This is a genomic window from Armatimonas sp., assembly GCF_043757465.1.
GTDB lineage: Bacteria > Armatimonadota > Armatimonadia > Armatimonadales > Armatimonadaceae > Armatimonas.
Genome location: NZ_JAYVPL010000158.1, coordinates 89,490 through 111,163 on the forward strand (window position 1 = coordinate 89,490; position 21,674 = coordinate 111,163).

At 58.8% G+C, this 21,674-nt stretch carries 21 protein-coding genes; 6 read left to right on the forward strand and 15 right to left on the reverse strand.

Annotation, left to right across the window (positions count from 1 at the left end; translation table 11 throughout):
- Positions 1-42 precede the first annotated feature (42 nt).
- From ACH2ED_RS22290 to ACH2ED_RS22310, 5 genes are all read right to left on the reverse strand, one after another.
- The gene (locus ACH2ED_RS22290) at positions 43-174 is read right to left on the reverse strand and encodes a hypothetical protein (RefSeq protein WP_394793868.1); all 132 of its coding nucleotides are present in this window, start codon (positions 172-174) and stop codon (positions 43-45) included.
- An 81-nt stretch (positions 175-255) separates the two neighbouring features.
- Positions 256-672, reverse strand: a complete 417-nt coding sequence (locus tag ACH2ED_RS22295) for a globin (RefSeq protein WP_395094938.1) — start codon at positions 670-672, stop codon at positions 256-258.
- Positions 673-813: 141 nt separating this feature from the next.
- On the reverse strand, positions 814-1,101 hold the full coding sequence (locus ACH2ED_RS22300) for a helix-turn-helix domain-containing protein (protein WP_395094939.1): 288 nt from the start codon (positions 1,099-1,101) through the stop codon (positions 814-816).
- The gene (locus tag ACH2ED_RS22305; protein WP_395094940.1) at positions 1,091-1,450 is read right to left on the reverse strand and encodes a type II toxin-antitoxin system RelE/ParE family toxin; all 360 of its coding nucleotides are present in this window, start codon (positions 1,448-1,450) and stop codon (positions 1,091-1,093) included. The genes ACH2ED_RS22300 and ACH2ED_RS22305 overlap by 11 nt, the downstream gene beginning before the upstream one ends.
- Before the next feature lie 148 nt (positions 1,451-1,598).
- Positions 1,599-2,456, reverse strand: coding sequence for a sugar phosphate isomerase/epimerase family protein (locus tag ACH2ED_RS22310; RefSeq protein WP_395094941.1), 858 nt, complete (start codon positions 2,454-2,456; stop codon positions 1,599-1,601).
- Between the two features lie 96 nt (positions 2,457-2,552).
- On the opposite strand from ACH2ED_RS22310, the gene ACH2ED_RS22315 reads away from it, so the two are divergent.
- The 3 genes from ACH2ED_RS22315 to ACH2ED_RS22325 all read left to right on the forward strand — a co-directional run bounded on the left by ACH2ED_RS22315 (position 2,553) and on the right by ACH2ED_RS22325 (position 8,398).
- On the forward strand, positions 2,553-3,920 hold the full coding sequence (locus ACH2ED_RS22315; RefSeq protein ID WP_395094943.1) for a DUF1501 domain-containing protein: 1,368 nt from the start codon (positions 2,553-2,555) through the stop codon (positions 3,918-3,920).
- A complete protein-coding gene (locus tag ACH2ED_RS22320) occupies positions 3,921-6,851 on the forward strand; it encodes a DUF1553 domain-containing protein (protein ID WP_395094944.1) in 2,931 nt (976 codons plus the stop codon).
- A 92-nt stretch (positions 6,852-6,943) separates the two neighbouring features.
- Complete coding sequence (locus ACH2ED_RS22325; RefSeq protein ID WP_395094946.1) at positions 6,944-8,398, forward strand: WD40 repeat domain-containing protein; 1,455 nt, start codon at positions 6,944-6,946, stop codon at positions 8,396-8,398.
- Here ACH2ED_RS22325 and ACH2ED_RS22330 read toward each other — a convergent pair.
- From ACH2ED_RS22330 to ACH2ED_RS22355, 6 genes are all read right to left on the reverse strand, one after another.
- Entirely contained in the window at positions 8,375-9,505 is a 1,131-nt protein-coding gene (locus ACH2ED_RS22330) for a glycosyltransferase family 4 protein (RefSeq protein WP_395094947.1), read from the reverse strand. The two genes, ACH2ED_RS22325 and ACH2ED_RS22330, sit on opposite strands and share 24 nt — an antisense overlap.
- Entirely contained in the window at positions 9,502-10,323 is an 822-nt protein-coding gene (locus ACH2ED_RS22335) for a hypothetical protein (RefSeq protein WP_395094948.1), read from the reverse strand. Before ACH2ED_RS22335 ends, ACH2ED_RS22330 begins: the two co-directional genes overlap by 4 nt.
- On the reverse strand, positions 10,320-11,297 hold the full coding sequence (locus ACH2ED_RS22340) for an ABC transporter permease (RefSeq protein WP_395094949.1): 978 nt from the start codon (positions 11,295-11,297) through the stop codon (positions 10,320-10,322). The genes ACH2ED_RS22335 and ACH2ED_RS22340 overlap by 4 nt, the downstream gene beginning before the upstream one ends.
- A gap of 1 nt (position 11,298) precedes the next feature.
- Entirely contained in the window at positions 11,299-12,192 is an 894-nt protein-coding gene (locus ACH2ED_RS22345; RefSeq protein ID WP_395095046.1) for a sugar ABC transporter substrate-binding protein, read from the reverse strand.
- 305 nt (positions 12,193-12,497) lie between these two features.
- A complete protein-coding gene (locus tag ACH2ED_RS22350; protein ID WP_395094950.1) occupies positions 12,498-13,283 on the reverse strand; it encodes a phytanoyl-CoA dioxygenase family protein in 786 nt (261 codons plus the stop codon).
- Positions 13,273-14,019 carry a phytanoyl-CoA dioxygenase family protein gene (locus tag ACH2ED_RS22355; protein WP_395094951.1) on the reverse strand — a complete coding sequence of 249 codons (747 nt, stop codon included), beginning with the start codon at positions 14,017-14,019 and terminating at the stop codon, positions 13,273-13,275. Before ACH2ED_RS22355 ends, ACH2ED_RS22350 begins: the two co-directional genes overlap by 11 nt.
- Before the next feature lie 64 nt (positions 14,020-14,083).
- On the opposite strand from ACH2ED_RS22355, the gene ACH2ED_RS22360 reads away from it, so the two are divergent.
- From ACH2ED_RS22360 to ACH2ED_RS22370, 3 genes are read left to right on the forward strand one after another with little or no spacing between them, the layout of a single operon-like run.
- Positions 14,084-14,950 (forward strand): hypothetical protein, encoded by an 867-nt coding sequence (locus ACH2ED_RS22360; protein ID WP_395094952.1) that lies wholly within the window; start codon positions 14,084-14,086, stop codon positions 14,948-14,950.
- Entirely contained in the window at positions 14,947-15,393 is a 447-nt protein-coding gene (locus tag ACH2ED_RS22365) for a thioredoxin family protein (protein WP_395094953.1), read from the forward strand. The genes ACH2ED_RS22360 and ACH2ED_RS22365 overlap by 4 nt, the downstream gene beginning before the upstream one ends.
- Positions 15,393-15,716, forward strand: coding sequence for a hypothetical protein (locus ACH2ED_RS22370; protein ID WP_395094954.1), 324 nt, complete (start codon positions 15,393-15,395; stop codon positions 15,714-15,716). The genes ACH2ED_RS22365 and ACH2ED_RS22370 overlap by 1 nt, the downstream gene beginning before the upstream one ends.
- Positions 15,717-15,774: 58 nt before the next feature.
- Here the strand turns inward: ACH2ED_RS22370 and ACH2ED_RS22375 are convergent, their stop codons facing one another.
- The 4 genes from ACH2ED_RS22375 to ACH2ED_RS22390 all read right to left on the reverse strand — a co-directional run bounded on the left by ACH2ED_RS22375 (position 15,775) and on the right by ACH2ED_RS22390 (position 21,667).
- Positions 15,775-17,394 carry a sodium:solute symporter gene (locus tag ACH2ED_RS22375; protein WP_395094956.1) on the reverse strand — a complete coding sequence of 540 codons (1,620 nt, stop codon included), beginning with the start codon at positions 17,392-17,394 and terminating at the stop codon, positions 15,775-15,777.
- Position 17,395: 1 nt separating this feature from the next.
- Positions 17,396-17,635 (reverse strand): hypothetical protein, encoded by a 240-nt coding sequence (locus ACH2ED_RS22380; RefSeq protein ID WP_395094957.1) that lies wholly within the window; start codon positions 17,633-17,635, stop codon positions 17,396-17,398.
- A gap of 9 nt (positions 17,636-17,644) precedes the next feature.
- Positions 17,645-19,288 (reverse strand): PQQ-binding-like beta-propeller repeat protein, encoded by a 1,644-nt coding sequence (locus ACH2ED_RS22385; RefSeq protein ID WP_395094959.1) that lies wholly within the window; start codon positions 19,286-19,288, stop codon positions 17,645-17,647.
- An 81-nt stretch (positions 19,289-19,369) separates the two neighbouring features.
- The gene (locus ACH2ED_RS22390) at positions 19,370-21,667 is read right to left on the reverse strand and encodes a PQQ-binding-like beta-propeller repeat protein (RefSeq protein WP_395094960.1); all 2,298 of its coding nucleotides are present in this window, start codon (positions 21,665-21,667) and stop codon (positions 19,370-19,372) included.
- Positions 21,668-21,674: the final 7 nt, after the last annotated feature.

Below are 21,674 nucleotides of genomic sequence, written 5' to 3' on the forward strand. Positions count from 1 at the left end.
AACGCCCCCCACGCACGTAGCGCAAGGGGCGTTTGAGAGAGGTCACTTCTTTGTCGGGGTAGTGGCAGCTTGTCGAGCAGCGTCGGCAGCATCACGCTTTTGCTTCTCTACATCCACCTTGCCTTGCTTCTGCCCGGCCTTCTTGTTGACCGACTTGGGAGATTTATCGCCCATGGGATTCACCTGGAACCTTTCGCCCACCGGCCACCTTTGGCATTCGGGGGGACGGCTCAGTATATCCCCAATCGTAAATTCTCAGTCGGTGTCGGAGTTCTGGAGAAAATGCGCCACTTCAATAAAGTAGGCACGCAGCGCGGACGTCACAGGAGCAACAGCGGGGGTCGCCACAATCGCGGCCTCCATGTGCTTCAGCCAGACATCACGCGCTGCCGGACCGATCTTAAAGGGCTGGTGGCGCATTCGTAGCCGAGGATGTCCGCGCTTGTGGGCATAGAGAGCGGGGCCACCGAAGTACTGGATTAAAAATAAAGCCAGGTTTTCGCGCTCCTCTTTCAGGTCACTCTGTGCGGGGTACATCGGTCGCAGGAGCGCATCCTCAGCGACACCGTCATAAAACGCGTCTACCAGCGCCGCGAAGGCTTCCGGCGCACCGCCATCTGTCCCGCCTAGCTTCTCCCAAGCACTCTGGTTCTCTATCAGCTCCTGCGCCATCTTGCCGCTATTGTACCGGGTCAGCCGGGTAAGTTGAGCCTACCGCACTTTTTTTCGGACGATGCCTACCAGCACTCCCGAAGATACCGCAGGCTCTCACGAGCGATGATTGGCATTGGGAAGCGGAATTTCTGGGTAGCGTTACGCTTCCACGAGTTCCACCCTCAACCGCTTCCCCAGCACCCGAGCAGCCCGATCCAATGTTTGCAGAGTCACGGATCTATTTTGCGGGTCAAGTAAGCGATCCAAGGCAGGGCGGCTTGTGTGCATCTGCTCCGCCATCTTGGTTTTACTCAAGCGGCGCAGGGTCATTTCTTGTCGGATTTGGAAAGCAATCACCCGTTTAGTGGCAATAGCCGCCGCCTCGTCAAGCAATCCCTCATTCGCAAGGAATTCATCAAAATCACTACCGATATATTTATTTTTCATCTTCTTCTTGTTTGAATTTCGAGAGCCTTTGACGGGCTACCCTTAGATCATTTACAGGTGTCTTCTGAGATTTTTTGACGAAACCATGTAGCAAGACCATGCTACTGCCAACTATGGTGAACAGGACACGAGCGATACCATTAGGCACATCACAACGTATCTCCCAGAGATCAGTCTCAATTTTCCGAATCAGTGGCATTCCAAGCGGCCACCCGAACTGTACCGTCTTGATATCTGTGCCGATAGCTTTTCGTGCCGCAACATCTAATCCCATGAGCCACTCATGAACCGGTTCATTCCCCTGTTCAGTTCGAAAAAACTGAACAATTAGGATAATTTCTGATTTCATACCGCCATGTCCTTTTTGGTTTACTTTTAGCCCCTGCAATAAAATTAAGATAATATAAAAATTTTACTAATTTGCAATGAGCTAGTTTTCACGATGGAGGAAGTCCTCCTCGCAAACCGATCTTGACTGTACCATCTTTGGAACATATTTACAAGTCTTTTTCTTTACTACCCCAGCACTCCCGCAGATACCGCAGGCTCTCACGGGCAATCGTCTCTGGGTCGGGGCTGTAGTCGAAGACCTCGACCGAGACATAGCCAGAGAAACGGGTCTCTTTCAGGGCGACGGCGAGGGGCTTGAAGTCAGTGTCGCCAAAGCCCGGTCCGCGCCGGTTGGAATCGTTGGCATGGACATGCACGGTGCGTGCGCCAAACTCGTGGCAGAGCGCGGCGGGCGCATCCGGGCCCTCAGAGCACATGCTTTTTACATCCAGCATCATCCGAATCGCCGGGTGGTTCACCGCCGCAACCATCTTCCAGGCATCGGCCTGCGTGAGCAGGAAATCAGCCTCGGGGCCGGGAAGTGCCTCGGGGCAGAGCACCGCGTGACAAGCCGTTAAACTCTCCGTGAGGGCGGCGAGTGTCTCCGCCATGCGCTGCCATGCCCCGGCTTCGTCGCCATTCTCGATGGTGCGGGCCTTGGGGGAACCCAGAACCAGCACGGGAGCGCCAACATCGCCCGCAAAATCCACCAGCGCTTTGAGATAGTCCAGGGTTTTCTGGCGCAGCACCCCGTCCGTCGTGTGTAAGTGCAGTCCGGGCGGCGAGACTAAAAGCCAGTGTAGCCCAACAATCTCAAGGCCACTGTCGGCGGCAATGCGCTTGATCTCGGCTCTCTGGCTCGCCGAGACATCGCGAATATCCGAGGCAAACGTAAAGGGAGCCAGCTCGACACCATCGTAGCCCGTTTTAGCGAGAAAGGCGCAGGTGCGCTCCCATCTCCACGGGTCAGGGGCGTTGAGGGGAGCGAAGGTCTCGTTGCAGATCGCAAATTTCTGAGCAGTCATACCGATTTTATACCAGTGATTTTTATTCGGGGCTATTGAAACTCGCGGTAAATAAGCTTAAAATCAACCAGTAGCGCGGCAGCGTGGAGGACACCAATGGGACGGCGAAGTTTTCTAGGAATCGGCGGAGCGGGCTTGGGGCAAGTAAAGCCCGGTGCACGAGCCAAGCAAGTGCTGGTGATCTTCGAGCAAGGTGGTGTCTCGCACATAGATACCTGGGACCCCAAGCCCGATGCCCCCACGGAGCACCGGAGTCCCTTTAAGACTATCAAAACTAAGGCTGATGGAGTCTATGTCACGGAGCTTCTGACACACACGGCGAAGCTGATGGACAAGCTCGCGATTGTTCGGTGCATGACGCAGCCAACTCCCGGGATCGGGAACTCGCACCCCAAGGGCTCGCAGTATGTCTACTCCGGGGAAGCGCCCGGCGGCCCGGTGGAGATGCCCGATATCGGCTCGATTGTGGCGCAGCGCCTTGGCACCAAAGCCCCGTATCTTCCCTCGCATATTCTCCTGCCCGGCACCGACGAGCAAGCGGATGCGTCGCGTATTGGGTTCATGCCCCCCGGCTACACCGCCTTCAAGACCGGCGGCAGTCCCGCGGACCCAAAATGGCAGGTGCCGAACCTAGGGCTCTTGGCTGGGATTGACGAGCAGCGCTTTAAAGACCGTCAGAACTTACTCTCGGCCCTGGATGTCGGCTATGTACACGGCAGCGCGCCCAAAGACATTGAGGCGATGCAAGCCCTCATGCACCAGGCCACCGATATGCTCACCAACCCACTGACCCGAAAAGCCTTTGATCTAAACAACGAGCCTGCAAAAGTGCGCGAGCGCTACGGCAGCGGGCACCGAGGGCAGTGCTACTTGCTGGGACGCAAGCTCATCGAGGCGGGCGTTCGCTACGTGACAGTGGATGTGCGCGAGCCGATGAACTCCTACAAAGACGGCACTCAGGTGCGCTACGACGGGGGTAACAATATGAACTGGGATCACCACGATGGAATCTACTCCAAAACCCACACGAATAACATTCCTGGTGGCGGGGCGGGCGCGGGGCGCTGGGGAATCCATACCTGGCCAATGATGGGCTCAACCGACCAAGCGTTCTCGGCCTTGATTGAGGATCTCGACCAGCGCGGCCTGCTTGCCGAGACGCTGGTCTGCTTCGTCACGGAGTTTGGGCGCACCCCCCGCATCAACGAGCGCCAGGGCCGCGACCACTGGACCCATGCCTTTAGCTTCGCCTTTGCCGGAGCGGGAATCCCCGGTGGCACTGTCATCGGCTCTACGGACCGCGACGGGGGCTTTATCACCAGCCCAATGGCCTACACTCTCGAAGACTACGCCGCAACGATCTACGAAAAACTGGGTATTGACCGCCATAAGCCGATCTACACCCCCCAAGGCCGCCCCGTGCCCATCGCCGCCAAGGGCAAGCCCATCCCGGAGCTTTTTTAGATGATAAATTGCCCCCCATCCCCCGCCAGCCGTGCCAGTTTGGGACTGCTCCTCGCCTTCCTTACTCTCCCTGTCCACGCGCAAGAACGAATCGTCGTCACGCCGCCGTCGGTGAGCCTTTCGAGTGCGCGGGATACGCGGCAGGTCGTGGTGACGGGCTTCTTTGGCGGCACGGCGCGTGATCTGACAGAGAAAGCAACTTTTGCGAGCGGCAACCCCAAAGTGGCACGGCTGGCGGGGCTGTCTAAGATCGCCGTGGTGGGCGATGGCAAGACGAATATCACCGTGAGCGTGGCGGGCAAGCGTTTTGTTATTCCCGTCACTGTGAGCGGCGCGACAAAGGCCGATCCCGTGCGCTTTGCGTTTGAAGCCGTCCCGATTCTGACCAAGCAAGGCTGCGCGAGCGGCTCGTGCCACGGCTCGCCGCACGGCAAGGGCGGATTCTCGCTCTCGCTATTTGGCTACGAGCCCAAGATTGACCGGATTGCGCTGACCCGAGATGGCTTCAGCCGCCGGGTGAACACGCTAGAGCCCGCCGAGAGCTTGATTCTCAAGAAGCCAACCCTCGCGATTCCCCACGTCGGGGGCAAGCGACTCCGGGTCGGGGATGCGCGGTACACGACCCTGAATCAGTGGATTGCGGAGGGTGCGGAAGTCGCAGTTCCCCAGGCCAGTGTTACCAAGATCGAAGTGACGCCAGGCGGACGGCGCGTGCTGGAAGCGCCCTATAAGAACCAGCAGCTCAGCGTGATCGCGGAGTTCTCCGATGGTACGAAGCGCGATGTGACGGCACTAGCGACCTACGAAACATCGCACCCGAGCGTCGCGAGCGTGGATGCCGAGGGGAAAATCACGGGTAAGAGTCGGGGCTTTGCCGCAGTGTCGGTGCGCTACTTAGATAAAGTACAGGCGCTGGACTTGACCGTGGTTGAGCCGCGAAAAGACTTTGCCTGGAAGCCGCAGCCTGAGAACAATCCGATTGACACACTTGTCAATGCGCGCCTCAAGCAGCTCCAGTGCCTGCCTGCCATAACATGCTCCGATACGGAGTTTCTGCGTCGCGTCTCGCTTGATCTGACGGGCCTGCTGCCAAATATTGCTGTCACGCGTGCGTTTCTCACCGATACAGCGCCCGATAAACGCGACAAACTCATTGACGGCCTGCTCGCCTCTGAGGAGTTTGCGCGGTTCTGGGCACTGAAAAAAGCGGACTTGATGCGCGTCTCACCACGGCACTTAACGACGGAGCAGGCGGGGCGCTTCTCCCGCTGGCTCGTAGATGCCACGCGAGAGAACCTCCCCTACGACAAGCTCGCCAATGCAATTCTGACGGCCACGGGAAGCACCGAGCAGTCGCCCGCAGCGAGTTATTTCCTCGCGATCCCAACACCTGAGGAGCGCACGGAGCTAACGGCCCAGGTGTTTCTGGGCTCGCGGATTGAGTGCGCCAAGTGCCATAATCATCCCTTTGAGAACTGGACGATGCGCGATTACTACAAGATCGCCGCTGTTTTTGCCCGCACCGAGGCGAAGAAGAACAAGATCACGCTGGCGACAAGTGGCGAGGTAAAGCACCCGACGACGGGCGAGAATATGGAGCCCTGGGCGAAAACAAGCGCACCCACAGAAGACCGTCGCATGGCTTTTGCCCGCTGGCTGACCACGCCGCAGAACCCATTTTTTGCTCGCGTCGAAGCCAATCGCATCTGGGCGGAGCTGACCGGGCGCGGGATTGTGGAGCCTGTGGATGACTTTCGCTCGTCGAACCCACCGAGCAACCCGGCACTTCTCGACTGGCTCACACAGGAGTTTGTCAAATCCAGCTTCGACCGCAAAAAACTCATTCGCCTGATCTGCCAGAGCCAGACCTACCAGCGCGTGTCCCTAGCCCCAAGCGCCGCCGATGAGACGCTGTTCTCCCACGCCAAAGTGCGGCTCTTAACAGCGGAGCAGCTCCAAGACGCGATTGGAGTGACGGCGGGAACGCTCGCTTTGGCAAGCACTTTGCCTGGTAAGCTTACCGTACTTGACACGCAGCTTACCCAGCGAGACGGCGCGCTAGAGACCGAGTACCCAAGCTGGCTCACTACGCAAACCGAGCGTGCCAAGGCTCTCTCGCTCTGGCAAAGCACCTGGCGCGACTCCGGCACGCCGCGCACGGAGATTCTCGAAGGCCAGGAGTACCACTTCGAGGAGACTGAGCGCCAGACGCGGACGCTCACCCGGACAATCCACTCGTACACAGCGCAGGCAGTGACCGTGATGCTAAAGTTCAGCGATCAGGCTACTCTCGCCCTCAATGGTAAGCCCCTGACCGGCAACCTCAAGCGCACTCCCACCCATATTCTGAATCTCCAGCCCGGCGAGAACACGGTAGAGCTACGAATGACCGGGGATAACCTCGCCTTTACCTGGAAGCTGGAGAGTGATACCAGTGGCCTCTCCAGCCCACTGATCGAGGCGCTTCGCACCAACAACACGACACCCGTTCACGACTTCTACCTCACCAACGACTCAGAGCGTACCGAACTTCTACGCCAAAAAGTCACTCTCGAAGACCGGGTCGCCTACGCGACGCAGCGTCCGTGGCCGGAGCAGACGGCGTTCACTAAAACCTTTGGCCAGCCCGCGCGGGAAACGGCCTGCACCTGTGAGCGGCGCCAGACCCCGACGCTTTTGCAAGCGCTGGAACTGCTCAATGGCAAGACATCCTACGAGAGCGTCGCCGCCGGTGCGGTACGCTACGCTGGCCTCACGGACACACAGCTTCTCGACGAGCTCTATCTCACGGCTCTGAGCCGCTTTCCCACAGACAAAGAGCGCACCATCGCCAGCGCGTTTCTCAAGCGCCCCGAACAAGATAGAGCCGCCGCTGTGACGGATTTGCTCTGGACAGTGATCAATACACAGGAGTTTCTGTTCCAAAAATGAAAAACGTTTTTCGCCCCCATGAACGGGGGCGTCTTATTGTCCTCGTGCCTCGGACACGAAGGCCACTTCGGGCCATACCGAATAAACTCGGTATGGGCGGCACGCCCTTTGTGTCGTGTAGCGACAATAAGACGCCCCCGTTCATGGGGGCGATTCTTATGGGAATTATCCTCACCCCTCCCGCCCACGCCCAGTCCGTAAGCTTCTCCAAAGAGATCGCCCCGATTATCCAGCGACGCTGCGTCGGCTGTCACGGCGAACGCACGAATCTGGGCGAGTGGCGGGCGCATACTTTCGCCGCGCTTCTCAAATCCGGCGCGTCGGATAAAGCGATGCTCGTCCCCGGAAAGCCCGAGGCATCGGAGCTGTACCGGCGTATTCTCACCAAAGACGAGAACCTACGCATGCCCAAATCAGACGATGCTTTGGATGCCCGACAGCTCTCTTTGGTGAAGCGCTGGATCACGGAAGGCGCAAATTTCGATGGTGCAAATAAGACGGCGCTGCTAAAAACGCTTCTCGGGCCACGGACGCACCCAGCGGCCCCGGCGAGCTACCGGACACCCGTACCCGTGCTGGCGCTGGCTTTTATGCCAGGGGGAAAAGCACTCGCCGTTGGGGGTTACAATGAAGTGACGCTCTGGGACGTAGAAACCGGCAAGCTACTGCGCCGCATCGGGGGCTTGCCCCAGCGTATCCAGAGCCTGCAAGTCAGCCGCGAGGGCAAGACCCTCTTAGTGGGTGGTGGGATTCCAGGCGAGTACGGCGAAGTGGCGCTTGTCGAGCTGGCAACGGGTAAGCGACGTGTCTTAGATACCTTTGGGGATTTGGTGCTCACAGCACGCTTCAACGCCGACGAAACGCGGGTCGCAGCGGGTGGTGCGGAGGGGAGCGTGCGCTGCTACTCAGTGAAAGACGGCGAGCGGCTCTGGAGCATGAGTGTGCATGCGGACTGGGTGACGTCGGTGGCGTTTAGCGCCGATAGCAAGTTCGTGGCCTCGGCGAGCCGGGATCACACTGTAAAAGTCTACGAAACTGACGGGACGCTCTACACGACCTACGGAGGCCATAATCGTCAGTATGGGCAGTACAAAGGTCAGGCTCCGGTCTATTCACTAAGCTTCTCTGGAGGAACCGCGCTCTCGGTAGGGGGGAGCAAGTGGATTCAACAGTGGGAGCCCGAAAAAGCCAAGTCCGAGTCCGGCGATGCAGGCGATATGGAAGACCGATTCTTCAAACAAGGCCACGCGCGGTTCTTAGCCCATAACTGCGAGAAAGAACTCTACCAGCTTTGCTTAAAAGGTGACCAAGTCTTCACACTCGCTAGCGATGGTATTGTCAAACTGCTCGATCTCACGACCCAGCGTGAGGTACGCAGCTTCGGCCAGAGCGGGGACTTCACGTTCTGCCTAGACGCTGACTTGACCGCGCAGAAAATCGCAGTAGGCGGCTTCGACGGTACGGTGCGGATTTTCGAGGTCGCGACGGGAGAGCAGAAGCTGGCCTTTTCTGCTCGGCCTCTGTCAAGCCTCGCCCAGCGCCACTAAAAAACTCTGCACCACGGGCTTCCAATCAAAGCGCGTGTCGTAGAGCCGCTTGCCGCTTGCTCCAATACGCTGGCGCAGCTCAGGGTCACGAATTAGCTTCAGAGTCTGTGTGGCAAAAGCTGCATCGTCCCCCACGGGCGCAAGCAGGAGCGCCTCCCCATTCGCCTCACGAAAAAGAGTGTCCGTGTTAATTCCATCGGTTCCCACCGTCGCGATTCCGTGCTGAAGGCTGGTCATCAGCGAGGTTCTCCGCGTGGAGACTCCATCCACAAAGGCGGCAAGATAGACATCCATTGCGGAAAAACGCCGGGAGACTTCCTCAGCGGGGAGCGGCCCCTCGGAGCAAAGTGGCTCCAGCTCCCCCAGAGCCTCCCGTACGGCCGCACCATCTGGCCCAATATAGAGTAAGCGAGCATTTATCCCACTTTGCCGTGCGTCGCGAAGGGTCGAAGCGACCAGGGGAAGGAGACGGGAAATATGTGCGGTTCCAAAAAAACCCACGGCCACAGTATCCTCAGGAATCGCGAGGCGCTGGCGAGCTTCAGGGCGCTCAATCGCAACATGTGGCATTGTTGACGCAACCGGTAGATGATGAACCGGGATTTTTTTGAACCAGCCACGCGCGTGATCCGCCCAGTGTTGGATCGAGACAAAGAACAGATCAGCCGTGTGACCCAGATTCCAGTACTGGGGTACCTGCCAGGTTGCCATAACCGTGAAGCGCCAGTTTACCCAACAAGGGACAAAGTTCTCATGGGTCATCACTGCTAAGCGTGTTTTCGGGCAGCGGCGCTTTAGCTCACGCAGAGTCGGGACAAGCTGGGGTGCGTAGCCACGCTTGCCGTAGAGAAACGGATTGTACTGGAGCAAGACCCAGTCGGGCTGTCGGGCAACAATTGGCTCCAGTACAGCCCGGATACCGTCGGGGGTATCTACCGAGAAGCAGGGTAGGATCGGTACAGCCGTGATCGGATCGTAGGTGGGGCCGGTGGGGACGAGTAAACGAACCTCTGCGGAATGCGCCAGCTCCTCGCAAAACAGAGCGGTGTAGTGTCCGATGGCATCGAACTGGGGGGGGAGGGCGGTATTGATTACATCTATTGTCATGCGGTTCGGGTCAGGGGCAGGCGTGCGAGCAGCTCCGCAGTCGCGGGGCCATGCGGGATCAGGCCGCCACCGCGCAGAGTGCGCTCAGTGTGGAGGAGAGCCGTTTTTTCCTCCGTCGCGAGTGGGGTCAGCAGGTAGGCCAGAGGATCGCCCACTTCCTTGCGCCAGAGCCCGTGGCAGAGCTTCACCAGTGGCTCAGGGGCACTGTTAAGAACATCGCTGAGACGTCCGCGCGTTTCCAGGAGGCGGTGGAGCGGTAGGCCAGAGCGTAGCAGGCTAGTATGGGCATGCACATCCCCACTCTCATTTAGCGGGGCGTAGACCGCGCGGCAGCGTGCCTGGAGGAGCCGCGGGTTTCGGTGGTAGGCAGCAACCAGATCACGGCCAGAGCCCGTCACCACAAGAGCCACTTTCTCACGGTTTGTCTCTAGCTCCGAGAGTAAGAAGCTCACACCCTGCTGCGTCTCGACAGGCTGATCCAGTGCGCGGTCGGCCTCGGTTCGCAGCTTGCTCTGGAGCCCACTCAGCGCCAGAACGCTGCGCCCTGTGAGGTAGTTGAGCTGGTGCACCGTACGAAACCCCGCCGAGCCGACTGCCGTGTCGAGAATCACGCCGCGTAGCTCAAGCTCCGGCTGGGCATAAAGGCAGGCAAGCTCCAGCGCATCGGCGAGCTCGTCTGTGCCGTCTGTGCAGTAGATAACGGGAAGGCGCTTGCCGGAAAGCTGCCTGAAGCCAGGCAGGTTCGGCCCCACCAGCTCTGCCGCTGATTTGATTGAGGTGCCCAGTAGCCCGCGCCTTGAAACTGCTTCTTGACTCATATTTCTGCCCCTCTACTATACCGCAGCCGATCCAACACTACCGCCAAAATAATCACCCCGCCGGTGAGCAAGCGCTTGAGGGGCTCCTGAACACCGAGCTGTGCCAGGCCATTGCCCAGAGTCGCCAGCACCAGCACCCCCAAAAATGTCCCAAGCACTGAGCCACGCCCACCCGTCAGGCTGGTTCCTCCAATAACGACGGCAGCAATAGCGGAAAGTTCCATTCCCATCCCCGCGTTAGGATCCGCGCTAGAGAGCCGCGCCGCATTAAAGAGCCCCCCCAGCCCCGCCAGCCCCCCGGCGATAGCAAAGACCATGATCTTCAGCCGCGCCACCGGGACGCCTGAGAGATAGGCCGTTTGTTCGCTCCCGCCAATCGCATAGAGATTTCGCCCGAAGACGGTTCGTGAGAGGACTCCCTGCGCAAGTACCACAACGGAAATCGCCCACCAAAATGGTGGGGTGAGGCCTAGCATCCCGCCTTCAGTGAGCTTCTCGACCGGGCCCCCCAGATACTGAGTACGGGACTCGGTGAGCAGATAGGTAGCTCCCCGCGCCGCCTCTAGCATGCCCAGGGTCACAATAAACGACGGTAAACGAGGCCGAACCGTGACAAGGCCATTGAGAAATCCCGCGATAAGCCCTGCAGAAATACCAAGCAGCGCGGCGAGAGGCAAGGGGAGCTGCCAGCGGAGTAGCGCGATCCCAAGAACCGCGCTGGCGAGGCCCAGAATGCTGCCTACGGAGAGATCAATGCCGCCGATCAAGATCACAAAGGTCATCCCGACAGCGACCAGCGCCGCCTCGGGGAGCTGATTGGCGACTGTCAGAAACGTCGTCGGGGTGAGAAAAGTCGGGGAGCGCCAGGCAAAGAACCCAATGAGAAGCGCCAGCGCCGCCACAAGACCGCCCACATGAACGTGGGCAGCTCCGCTCCGCGGTTGGCGTTTCGCCACAAAGTCGCTCCGCGACATGCTATCTGAGCGTTTCGACAGTGACGAGATCTACGGGCGTCTCTTTATCTACTGGGGTGGCTTTCTTGGCGAGCATTTCAAGGGCGTAGTCAATCCCAAAGGCAGCGAGCTGGTCGCCGTGCTGGTCTACGGTACAAAGAACGCTGCCGGATTTGATGAGCGCTTGGATGGCTCCAATGTTATCGAAACCGACAATCAGTATCTTGCCCGTCTTGCCCGCGGCTTTCACGGCGGCAACGGCCCCCAGGGCCATCGAATCGTTGGCGCAGAGCAGGGCTTTGATATCCGGGTGCGCCGTGAGCATGGCGGCAGCGAGCTTGCTTGCCTGGTCGGTCTCCCAGTTGGCAGATTGGCTGTCGGCGATGACAAGCCCCGCTTGCTTTATCGCGTCCTCGAAGCCCGCCTTGCGCTGCTGCGCATTGAAGGCCGTGGGAGCCCCTTCAAGAATCGCCACTTTATCGCCCGTCTTGAGCTTGGTAGCCAGAAAATCCCCAGCCAGCTTCGCGCCCTTTCGGTTATCGGGGCCAACAAACGGTACCGTAAGCTTCTTCTCTTTCATGACATCTGCATCAAAACGATTATCAATATTCACGACCACAATTCCGGCGGTGGCAGCTTTCTGGCAGATAGAGACAAGCGCTTTTGAGTCCGCAGGGGCAACCACAATTGCGGCCACTTTCTGCCCGATCATCTGCTCGATAAGCTGCTGTTGCTTAGCGATATCTTGCTCATCTTTGATTCCATTTGATATTAATTTATATTTATCTTCATTGATCTGCTCATGCTTCTTCGCACCCTCTTCCATGGTCTTGAAGAACTCATTGGCCAGTGATTTCATCACCAGAGCGATCTGCGGCCTACTGGCACCTGCTTTAGCAATGGCAGTGTCGGTCATGGGGTCGGGCGTCGGGGAGGTAGCATTTTGCGCGGTCTGCGTACAGCCTGCTGCAAGTAGCAGTGCGGCGGCCCAAAAAGAAAAGCGTCTCATGCCCACAGGTTCGCCATAGCAAGGTTACTTCCCTCCTACAACCCCGTCGCCGGGGGGATGCCAAAAAGGGGAAAACACCTACCAGCAGCGCCGCAAAAATGCCGTAGCAGAGCGGTACCAGGGTCAGCGCGACCAGCGGCAGGAGCCGCTTGGTCATTATCAGCGTCAGGAAAGTGGCGACCATCGCAAACCCAAGAAAAGCCAGCATGCCCTCAGAACGCCTCGCCGACCGTTTTATTTTTCACGGCCTCCTGCCAGCGCAGATCCTCGGGGCAGTAATAGCCATCATGGAGCGTCGCACGCCGAGTGTACGTTACGTAGTTGCCCAGATGCCAGCCACAGGCGCGGTAGAACGCCACATCGCCCGCAAAAAGTGGCACAGGGAGAGCGCCGGGCATCGCCCGGGTGTAGTCCAGGCAGCGCCGCTCGCACTCCTCAGGCGTGGCGGCATCCGTGAGCGCCGGGCCGGGCGGTGGGATGCACGGAAAGTGTGCCGTCTCGTCGGGGAGATCGCCGCGGCTATGGCTCCCCGGCACCACCCACAGACAGTGGTCGTCGTAGAGCGCTCCGTTGAGCTGGTTGAAGAGCCGTCGGTCACGTATCGCCCGGAAGAACGCGGGGACATCCATACCCGGTACGTTGTAGCCCCAGTCGCGGTGCCATGCGGTGCACCAGGCCCGGTTTTGCGGCTCAAACAAGATCCCCATGATCTGGCTGGAGGCATGCTCCGGCCCAAGAATATTCGCGACGGCGGCACGCATCCCTGGTAGTGCATGGAAGTCATGAAACGGCTGGTGATTCAGCTCAGCGTACTTGTAGACAGGCTGGAGGCGCTGTGTCTGCGGCCCCTGAAGATTTCGCGCCAGCTCCCGCGCCTTCTCCGCCTCGCGCCGTAGGTCGGTCAGCAGCGATGGCGGGATCACGCCGCGCAAAACTGTCAGCCCCGCGCCGTAGTACTGGTCGCGGTGCAGCTCGGAGTAGGTAAACTCAGTGTCCATCGCGCTTCTCGGGGATTGTGATCGCCTCCACCGGCCCCGTGCGCCAACCCGGCCCGTCGTCCGCAATAGTTTTCCAGGTCTGCCCTAGATCGCGCGTGTAGCGTACATCGTGGCGGGCGTACTGGATGGCATAGGCAACCCGGGCTTTGTCGGTGAGGTTCTTCCCGGAGCCGTGCACCGTGAGCCGCGAGAACGCCACCACATCGCCTGGCTCCATCGGCACAGGCACACGCACCGCAGGCTCAAGCCCGCTGTTATGGTTGGTTCCCGCCACCGGGTGCAGCGTCCCCAAGTAGTGCGAGTAGGGCACCATCGCAAGGCAGCCGCTCTCCTGCGTCATCGGCACGAGCGCCACCCAGAGATTGATCCCCGGTCCGTCGAACTTCGTGTACTGGTTGTCCTGGTGAAAATGAAACGCCCCGCCGCCGCCCGCTGACTTCACGGCACTGAAGGGAAGATACAGTCTGGCCTCGCCCTCCATTAGCGCTGAGGCGATAGCTTGCAGATGAGGGCTATTGACCAGTGCCTCCACGGGAGAGTCTGCCAGGTACTCGCTGGTCTGTTTCAGCGCCGTCATCCCCAAGCCGATCTGGTTCATAATCGCCATCACATCGTCGCGTGTGGCGGCCACTTGCTCCGGCGAGAGTAGCCCCTTGAGCAAGACATAGCCGTAGGTTTTGTAGGACTCGCGCTCCGCTGGGGTGAGAGCGCGCGAGGAAATAGGGTCGTCGTTCATCGTAGCTAGATTCTAACAGAAAAATCGCTTCTCGGGGCCGACGATGGCGAGGTACACTCACGCCATGGCAGTGGAAAAAGTGGTCTACAACGGCTGGCGCGATGCGCTGCGCCTGAGCAACGGCGTGGTTGAGGCGATTGTTGTGCCGTCGGTGGGGCGCGTGATGCGCTTTGGCTTTGTCGGCGGGCCGAACTTGCTCTGGGAGAACAAGACGGTCGCTGGCAAGCCCATCAAGCTGGGCGAGTGGGCCAACACGGGCGGCGATAAAGTGTGGGCCTGGCCGCAGGATGACTGGCCCAATCGGATGCCCAACGCCTGGCCGCCTCCCGCCGCGCTGGATCAGGCCCCGCACCAGGCCGAGATTCTGGGCGGTTATGGCGTGATGCTCACGAGCAGCCTCGTGATCGGGTGGGGAGTGCGGTGCCAGCGTGCCCTTGTGCTAGACAAAAAGAGTCAGATGCTGGTGATGACGAGCTTCTTTCGTAAAGAGCGCGACGGTGCCGATTTCCCCGTGGCCCCGTGGACGGTGACACAAGTCAATGCCGCACCGACCGTCTGGGTGCGCAAGCGCGACGGCTCGCTCCATGCCCACGCGCGTGACCCGAAAAACTCTACCAAGGTCTTCTTCGATGCCGATGTGCTGGCCCATGTCCAAGGCGATACACTCCTGAGTGTCCGAGCACTGGCCGCTCCTGACAACGCAGAAGCGCGCTACACAGCCCCGACCGACCGTGCCCAGATCTACTGCAACGCCGACGATCCCTGGTTTGGACAAAACGCAATGGTCCCCTACACCGAGCTAGAGTTCACTGCCCCGCTCAAAAACCTCAAACGCGGCGAGACCATCTCGCTGATCACGGCACTTACTTTAGACAAGCTTGACCCCAAACGCCCCCTGGAGCCACAAATTGCCGGTAAGATAGCGCCATGAAAGAACTACTTCTCCTAGCGCTGCTTCTTGGACAGCCGCCCGCCGCTCCCGCCCTCTACGACGAGAAAGCCAACGGGGCACAACAAATTGAAAAAGCGCTCGCAGAGGCCAAGCGCGGCAAGAAAAATGTCCTCTTGCAGTTCGGGGCAAACTGGTGCCACTGGTGCCATAAGCTCCACAAGCTCTGCGACGAAGATAAAGCACTCGCCGCCGAGCTGAAGAAGAGTTTCGTCGTGGTCTTAATTGATGTGGATAAAAAGCACAATGAGGACATCAACCAGCGCTACGGTAACCCCACCAAACTCGGCCTCCCCGTGCTTGTGGTACTGGATGCCCGAGGCAAGCAGCTCTGGACACAGGACTCGGGCAAGCTCGAAGAGGGCGATCACCACGACCCGGCCAAAGTCCTTGCGTTTCTCAAACAGTGGGCCCCCAAACGCTGATGAGCCGACAAGAACCCAAGCGAACCGTCACCCCAGAGGGCTTTGAGTTCCCCACCAGCACCCCGCGCTTCGTCTACCACTTCCCTGTCCCAAAGACAGCCGTGAAGGTCTATCGGGGCACCTGGATCGCGGAGAACGCGGACGAGATTCGTCCCAACTTCACGATTGCGTCGGCGGATATCCCTAGGGGTAAGGAACCGGTGCTCTTCTTCCGGCTGAGCAAGCCGAACAGCGACTGGCCCAAGGGGCTCTACCGCCTCGAAATCCGCGCCGATGGCAAGCTGGTTCAAACCGTCCGCTTCGTCGTGCGAGACCCCGCCTAGCCGGTGGCTTGAGGAAAATAAGAAAGGGCGGCCAACTGGCCGCCCTTTCTTACTTTGCTTACTTCTCAGTTTTACTCGGGAAGTACTTCTCGACCGTTTCTTTGCTCGGGGGCTTGGTGCCTAGCGAGACAAAGAGCATCAGAAGCGCGGAGCCTACCACCATCGGAACCACGGGCAAGTAGCCCATTATCGTGATCTGGGTCGGGGCGCGCAGGAAGAGTCGTCCCAGCTCCGGGTAGATAGGAAGCTCGGTAATGGGCTTCTTCTTGGGCGCCCCGGGCGGCGGCGGTGGTGCTTTGGCAGCAGCAGCTTGGGCGGCTTGCATCTTTTGGCCCATCGGCTCGGAGATATTGGTGAGGTAGCCGGTGACGAAAAGACAGATCGCCACCCAGATCGCTGCGGCCAGTGCGCCCCACTTGGTACTGCGCTTCCAGAACAGCGCGGCGATCATGATGGGCGCGAGCGCGGCAAAGCCAGAAAACGCAAAGCGCACGGCAATTTCAAAGATTCCTTGCTTTATGACCAGTGCGATCAGGTAGGCGACCACTGTTAGGACAACAATAAACCCACGGGCAAAGAGAATACTACTTTTTTCCCCGAACTTCTTGCGTCCGCCGTAGTGGTCGAAGATGTCCTTGGTGAACATGGTCGAGAGTGCAAGTACCTGGTGCGCATCGCTTCCCATTACCACGGAGATAATTCCCGCTCCCAGAATCCCCGAGATCCAGACCGGCGCGTACTCGGTGAGGAGCTTAAGTAAGATGCCGTCGGGCTCTGCACCTTGGAGTCGAGGGAAGAGGCCTGCTCCGACAATGCCTAAGAAGACACTGGGAAGCCAGACGGCCATAATCGCCAGCGGATACGCCACAACCGTGTTCTTAAACGCGGACATCTTCTTGGCCGAGAGACACATGATGGACATGTGCGGGAACATGATCGAGCTGAGCGGGATCAGCGAGTAGCTCCAGAAGACCTCAGCGGGCATCCTCTCGCGGCTGAGAAGAAAGCCCTTCGGACTTGCTCCGAGCTTGGTCAGTACCGCACCAAAGCCACCCTCAAGGCTGCTACTGATGGCGATCAGCGCGATCGTGCCAAAGAGCATGAAGAGAATTGTCTGGAAAACATTCACCCAGACCGTGCCGCGCATTCCGCCCAAGAAGACGGTCAGGGTGACCACAAGTGTGACGAGCAGACAGCCTAGCCAGTAGGGCACGAGGCCACCGGAGATTTCTTGGAGAACTGTCCCCCCCCCGATGATCGAGATAATCATGTAGGGCACGATCATTGCGGCAGAGAGCGCGAAGATAAACGTCCCGATCCCCGAGCACTCCCAGCGGTCGCGGAAAAACGCGACCTGGGTCATGTGCCCAAAGCGTTTTCCTAAGGCCCAGAGCCGGGTGCCGATCAAGAAAATTGTCAGTGGGATCATGAACCCCGACGAGCTTGCCATCATGCCGAAGATGCCGACGCCTTGCTTGTAGGCCGCGCCGGAGCTTCCGAGAATGGCAAACGCCGTCATGTTGGTGGCGAAAAGCGAGAGGAAAAATACCATCGGGCCAATGGAACGCCCCGCCAGGAAGAAATCCTCGGTGCTGTTCTTTTTGCTCTGGCGCACAGCCACGCTACCGATATAGGTAACCACAGCCATGTAGATCAGGATAACGATCAAAGGTCCCATATTAGTGCTCCTCCACCTGAATGGCAGCATCACCCAGGGCTTCGATCTCGGCTTCGAGCTTTGTGGGCCAGGCCAGCTTGACCAGAATAAACATCATGGTGGCGGCCATGCAGGCGTAGAAGGCATGATAGGCCAGTCCCACCGGCAGAACCCCCATGACGAGGCTTCTATCTTTCCAGTTCCAGAAGTCCTGGTGGAGCACGTAGACCGTGGCCACCAGCAAGACTAGCGCATATTTCATCGTTTTTCCTTAAGGGGTTCCGTGCGCCTCACAGCTTGCCAGCTTTTCATGCTCCGCGCGGAGCTGTTTGGCACGAGCTGTCATTCGGGCAAGAGCGGTGGGACTCTGTCGTGGCGCGGCTTGCGCGGCTTTTGCCCCCGTTGCAATCGCATAGAGATGGGTGGGGGTTCCGACATAGAGCGTTCCGTTAGCGATTACAGGCGACGCATAGATAGGGGCACGCATGTCCACGCGTCCCAGCTCCTTCATCACTTTGCTGGCCGCAAGAATAACAATGTCGCCGTCTTCCGTACCCGCGTAAACTTTCCCCTCGGCCACCATGGTAGAGCCCCAGATATGGCTCTTGGAGTCGAAGCTCCAGTAGAGCTTGCCAGTCTCGGAGTCGAAGCAGTGAACAAAGCCCGAGTAGTCGCTGACAAAGACCATTCCATTGATAATCGAGGGTGTCGAGAGGGAGCGGTGAATGCTCTTGTTAACCCAGACCGTCTTACCCGTGACGGCATCTATACAAGCTATCTGCCCGATTCCCTCGCCATGCTCTGGATCCTGCCCGATGGGCACATAGACGCGGTTTTTATAGAGTACAGGGGTGGCGATCACCTCGCTGGGGCCATCAAATGTGGCGTACTTGAGCGGCTTGCCATTTTTCATCCGGTACTCCGGGGGGTTGCAGTCTAGCTTCCAGAGAGTCTTGAGAATGCTCTGCTCGCCGCCCACCGCACTGGCCGGATCAAAGGCGTAGCAGATGCCATCGCCCCCACCAAAGATGATCGTCTCTTTACCATTGACCAAGCCCCCTGCGGGCGAGGACCAGTTAGAGTGCATGGTCTTCGCGGAGACACCGTTGCCTTCTTCCCCAAGGTACTTGCCGGTGTTCTTATCCAAAACACAGAGCGCAGGAGCCTTGGGATTGGGAATATTGGTGTGGGTCCAGTCCACGCCGTTGCTCGTGGTCACTGTAATGGTATTGCCCAAGATCAGCGGGCCGCAGTTGGTGATGTTGTGCGGGAAGACACCTAGCTCCTCGCGCATGTCGTAGCGCCAGAGCACATCGGCATCTTTTGCCCCCAGCGTGTGCAGCGGCTTTCCCTTGTCCGTTAAGTACTTGGCTTCGTCTTGGACACCCTGATTTCCGTTGGCCTGCCCATTGACATCCAGGCAGATTACCTCACAGCGGTTGGTGACTACATAGACCTTGTCGCCATCCACAGCGGGCGAGGAGCAGAGCCCCAGAAACTCCCAGTCGCTGACTTTCCCCGTGCCCAGCTTCGGAACGGCAAGCTGCCAGATCATCTCACCGGTCTTCTCATCTAAACACAGCAGCACCGCACGGTCGCCCTTTAGCTTCTCGTCGCGCGGACTCTCGTTGTTAGTGCCCACAAAGATCTTGCCACCCGAGACCGTCGGGTTGCCGTAGGATTGGGAGCCGAGCTTGGCCACCCACTTGACGTTTTTGGTCGTCGCCAGGTCAATCTCTTCGGTGCTGCCCTTATAGCGGCCCGGATCCCAGGTGACGGCGATATTTTTCTCGGACGAAACCATGTTGCGCGATGCGCCCCCGCCCCAGAACGGCCAGTCCGCCGCCTTTACCGTGAGCGCCGCCGCCATGCTCAGTGCGAGCAGTGATGTTGCAAGTAGTGCGTTTCTTTTCATAATTTTTTCTCCAACCCCCTAGCCCCCGCCCGGCGGGGGAATCCAACTTGTCCCCCCGTTACACGGGGGTTAGGGGGTGGGTTAGTTGGGTTTCACCGAGATATTATCAACATAGACTTTATAAAGCGACTGTGGCGCAAAACCAAAGAGGCCCGGTGCACCTTGCTTATGGACATTCTTATGCGGCACTTCAATCGTCCAAGCTGTTGGCTCGGTCTCCTCTTTTTTCCAGACCTTGGCACGCACCACGCCAGAGACGCCATCTGCATTCACATCCACGCGAGTCTTCATGCGGTACCAGACTTTTGCCTGAATCTTGAAGGGGACAGTGGCTTTGATGCGCTCTTGATTGGAGTTGACTTCCAGCTCATCGGCGTTGCCATTGAGGATAATATAGTAGCGCTGGTTGATCACACCCACCGTTGACTTGGTGCGGCGGTTGCCATCCACCATGATGTCCGTCTCCAGTGTGTAGTTTTTCTCGCTTGGGTGGCCGAAGAAGACTGTCGCGCGCTGGAAGGCGATATTGTCCAGCGTTTTAGCGAAGACTTTATTGCCATCGAGCTCACGCACATCGAACTTGAAGCGTGCCCCGATCCACGGGAGCGGCGGGTAGGCGAACTTGGCGGTCGGATCGAGCGTGTCGGGCTCGGCAGGTGAGAAACTCTCAAAGTCTTCGGTGTAGGGCAGGGCGGTTAAGACGCGGCCCCGCATGATTCCCTTGAAGCCATTGAGCGTCGCTTGATACGCGCCCGCTGATGTCTTCGTCCCCCCGATAATCTCGCCGTTCTCGAACTTGGCATCCAGAAGTGCACGGACTTTGGCAGTCGGGGGGACGTACTGCTCAAAAGTGGCTTTACTCGCATCAAAAGTCTCGGTCACAAACCCATTGGCGTCAATTCCGCGAATGCTCAGCTTCACCTTCTCGCCGGGCCTTAAAACCACTTCCGAGGGCACGATCTGCAGAGCTACCGTCGGGCCTGCGAGCTTCTTGGGCGCGCCGACGGAGGCAATCACGGCCATGGGCTTGCCGCCGGGCTTGCCGTAGCAGTAGAGTCGCTCGGTGGAGAAGACATAGACTTTTCCATTGTAGACCGAGGGAGCCCCGATGCAGCGGCCAGCGAGCTGGGTCTTAGCGAGCACTTGCGCTCCTGCTGCGCTGGGTTTCAGAATATAGAACAGGCCATTTTGAAACGGCACGTAGAGCTTTCCCTCTGCGTAGGTTGGGGAGGCGTGGAGCTGATCGGGGGCGAGCTTCTGCTTCCAGAGAATCTTACCCGTCTCCGCATCAACGCAGTCCAAAAAGCCTGTTTTATCCGTGAGATAGAGATTTCGCCCGACCAGAACCGGAGTGCTAGAGACGGCAGAGAGATCGTCGTTGCGCCATGCCTCGGAAGATTTATCCAGCACCGGCGGTCCAGGCGCGGCTCCGGGTGTCAGCGGCTCGGCGGGCTTGGGTTCGCTCAGAACCTTCACCGATGTCATGCGCCCCGCGTTGCTGGCATCTATATTCTCATCAGCGTGAATACAGATCGCGGTTTCCTCACCCTTGGTGTTCTTGTACATCACCATGGTGGCGTTCATACCGCCCGCGGAGATCGGGTAGCGCCAGATCGGCTCGCCCGTGCGCGCATTGACCGCGATCATGCTACCATCACCCGCGCCGCTGTAGAAGACCTGCTTGCCGTTGCGCCAAGCGAAGATGGGTCGCCCGAACGTATTATCTTTTGGCGCAAGCCCTGGGCTACACGACCAAACAAGCTGGCCGGATTTTTTGTCGAATGCGTAGAGGCGATCCATCGCCGCCCCATCGCCGCCCCAGTTGCTGGTGATGCCCCGGACAATCACTAAGTCATCCAGAATGGTCGGAGCGCCCGTGCGGCCATTAGTGAACGTGAGGCGGCCTAGCTCCTCCATCGTCGCGTGCTGAAAGAGCGGCTTACCATCAGCCGTGAAGCAGGCAAAGATCCCCGCCGATGTCAGCATATAGACATTGCCGGTCTCGGGGTCCACTGTCGGGCTCCCAATGGCGTATCTATCGTAGGTAATGTCCGAGAGGTAGTCTGAAAAACGCTTCTCCCAGAGCTTCTTGCCCGTCTCGGCATCGGCGCAGAGCAGCACTTCCTGAAGATCGGCCCCAACCCCATCGTAGCCCAGTGCATAGACCTTCCCATTGGCGATCACAGGAGTCCCGCCCCCTGCGAGCTTCACGCTCCAGAGGGGTGCGGTCAGTGTGGTGGGAAGGTTCTTCTCCAGAGAGATACCCGTTCCCGCCGGGCCACGCCAGTTTAACCAGCCCTGCACATCAGCCAGAGCGGCTCCACTTCCCATCAAAGCGGTGAGACCCGCTGCAAGCACTAGTATTCTTATTCTTTTCATAGGTTCT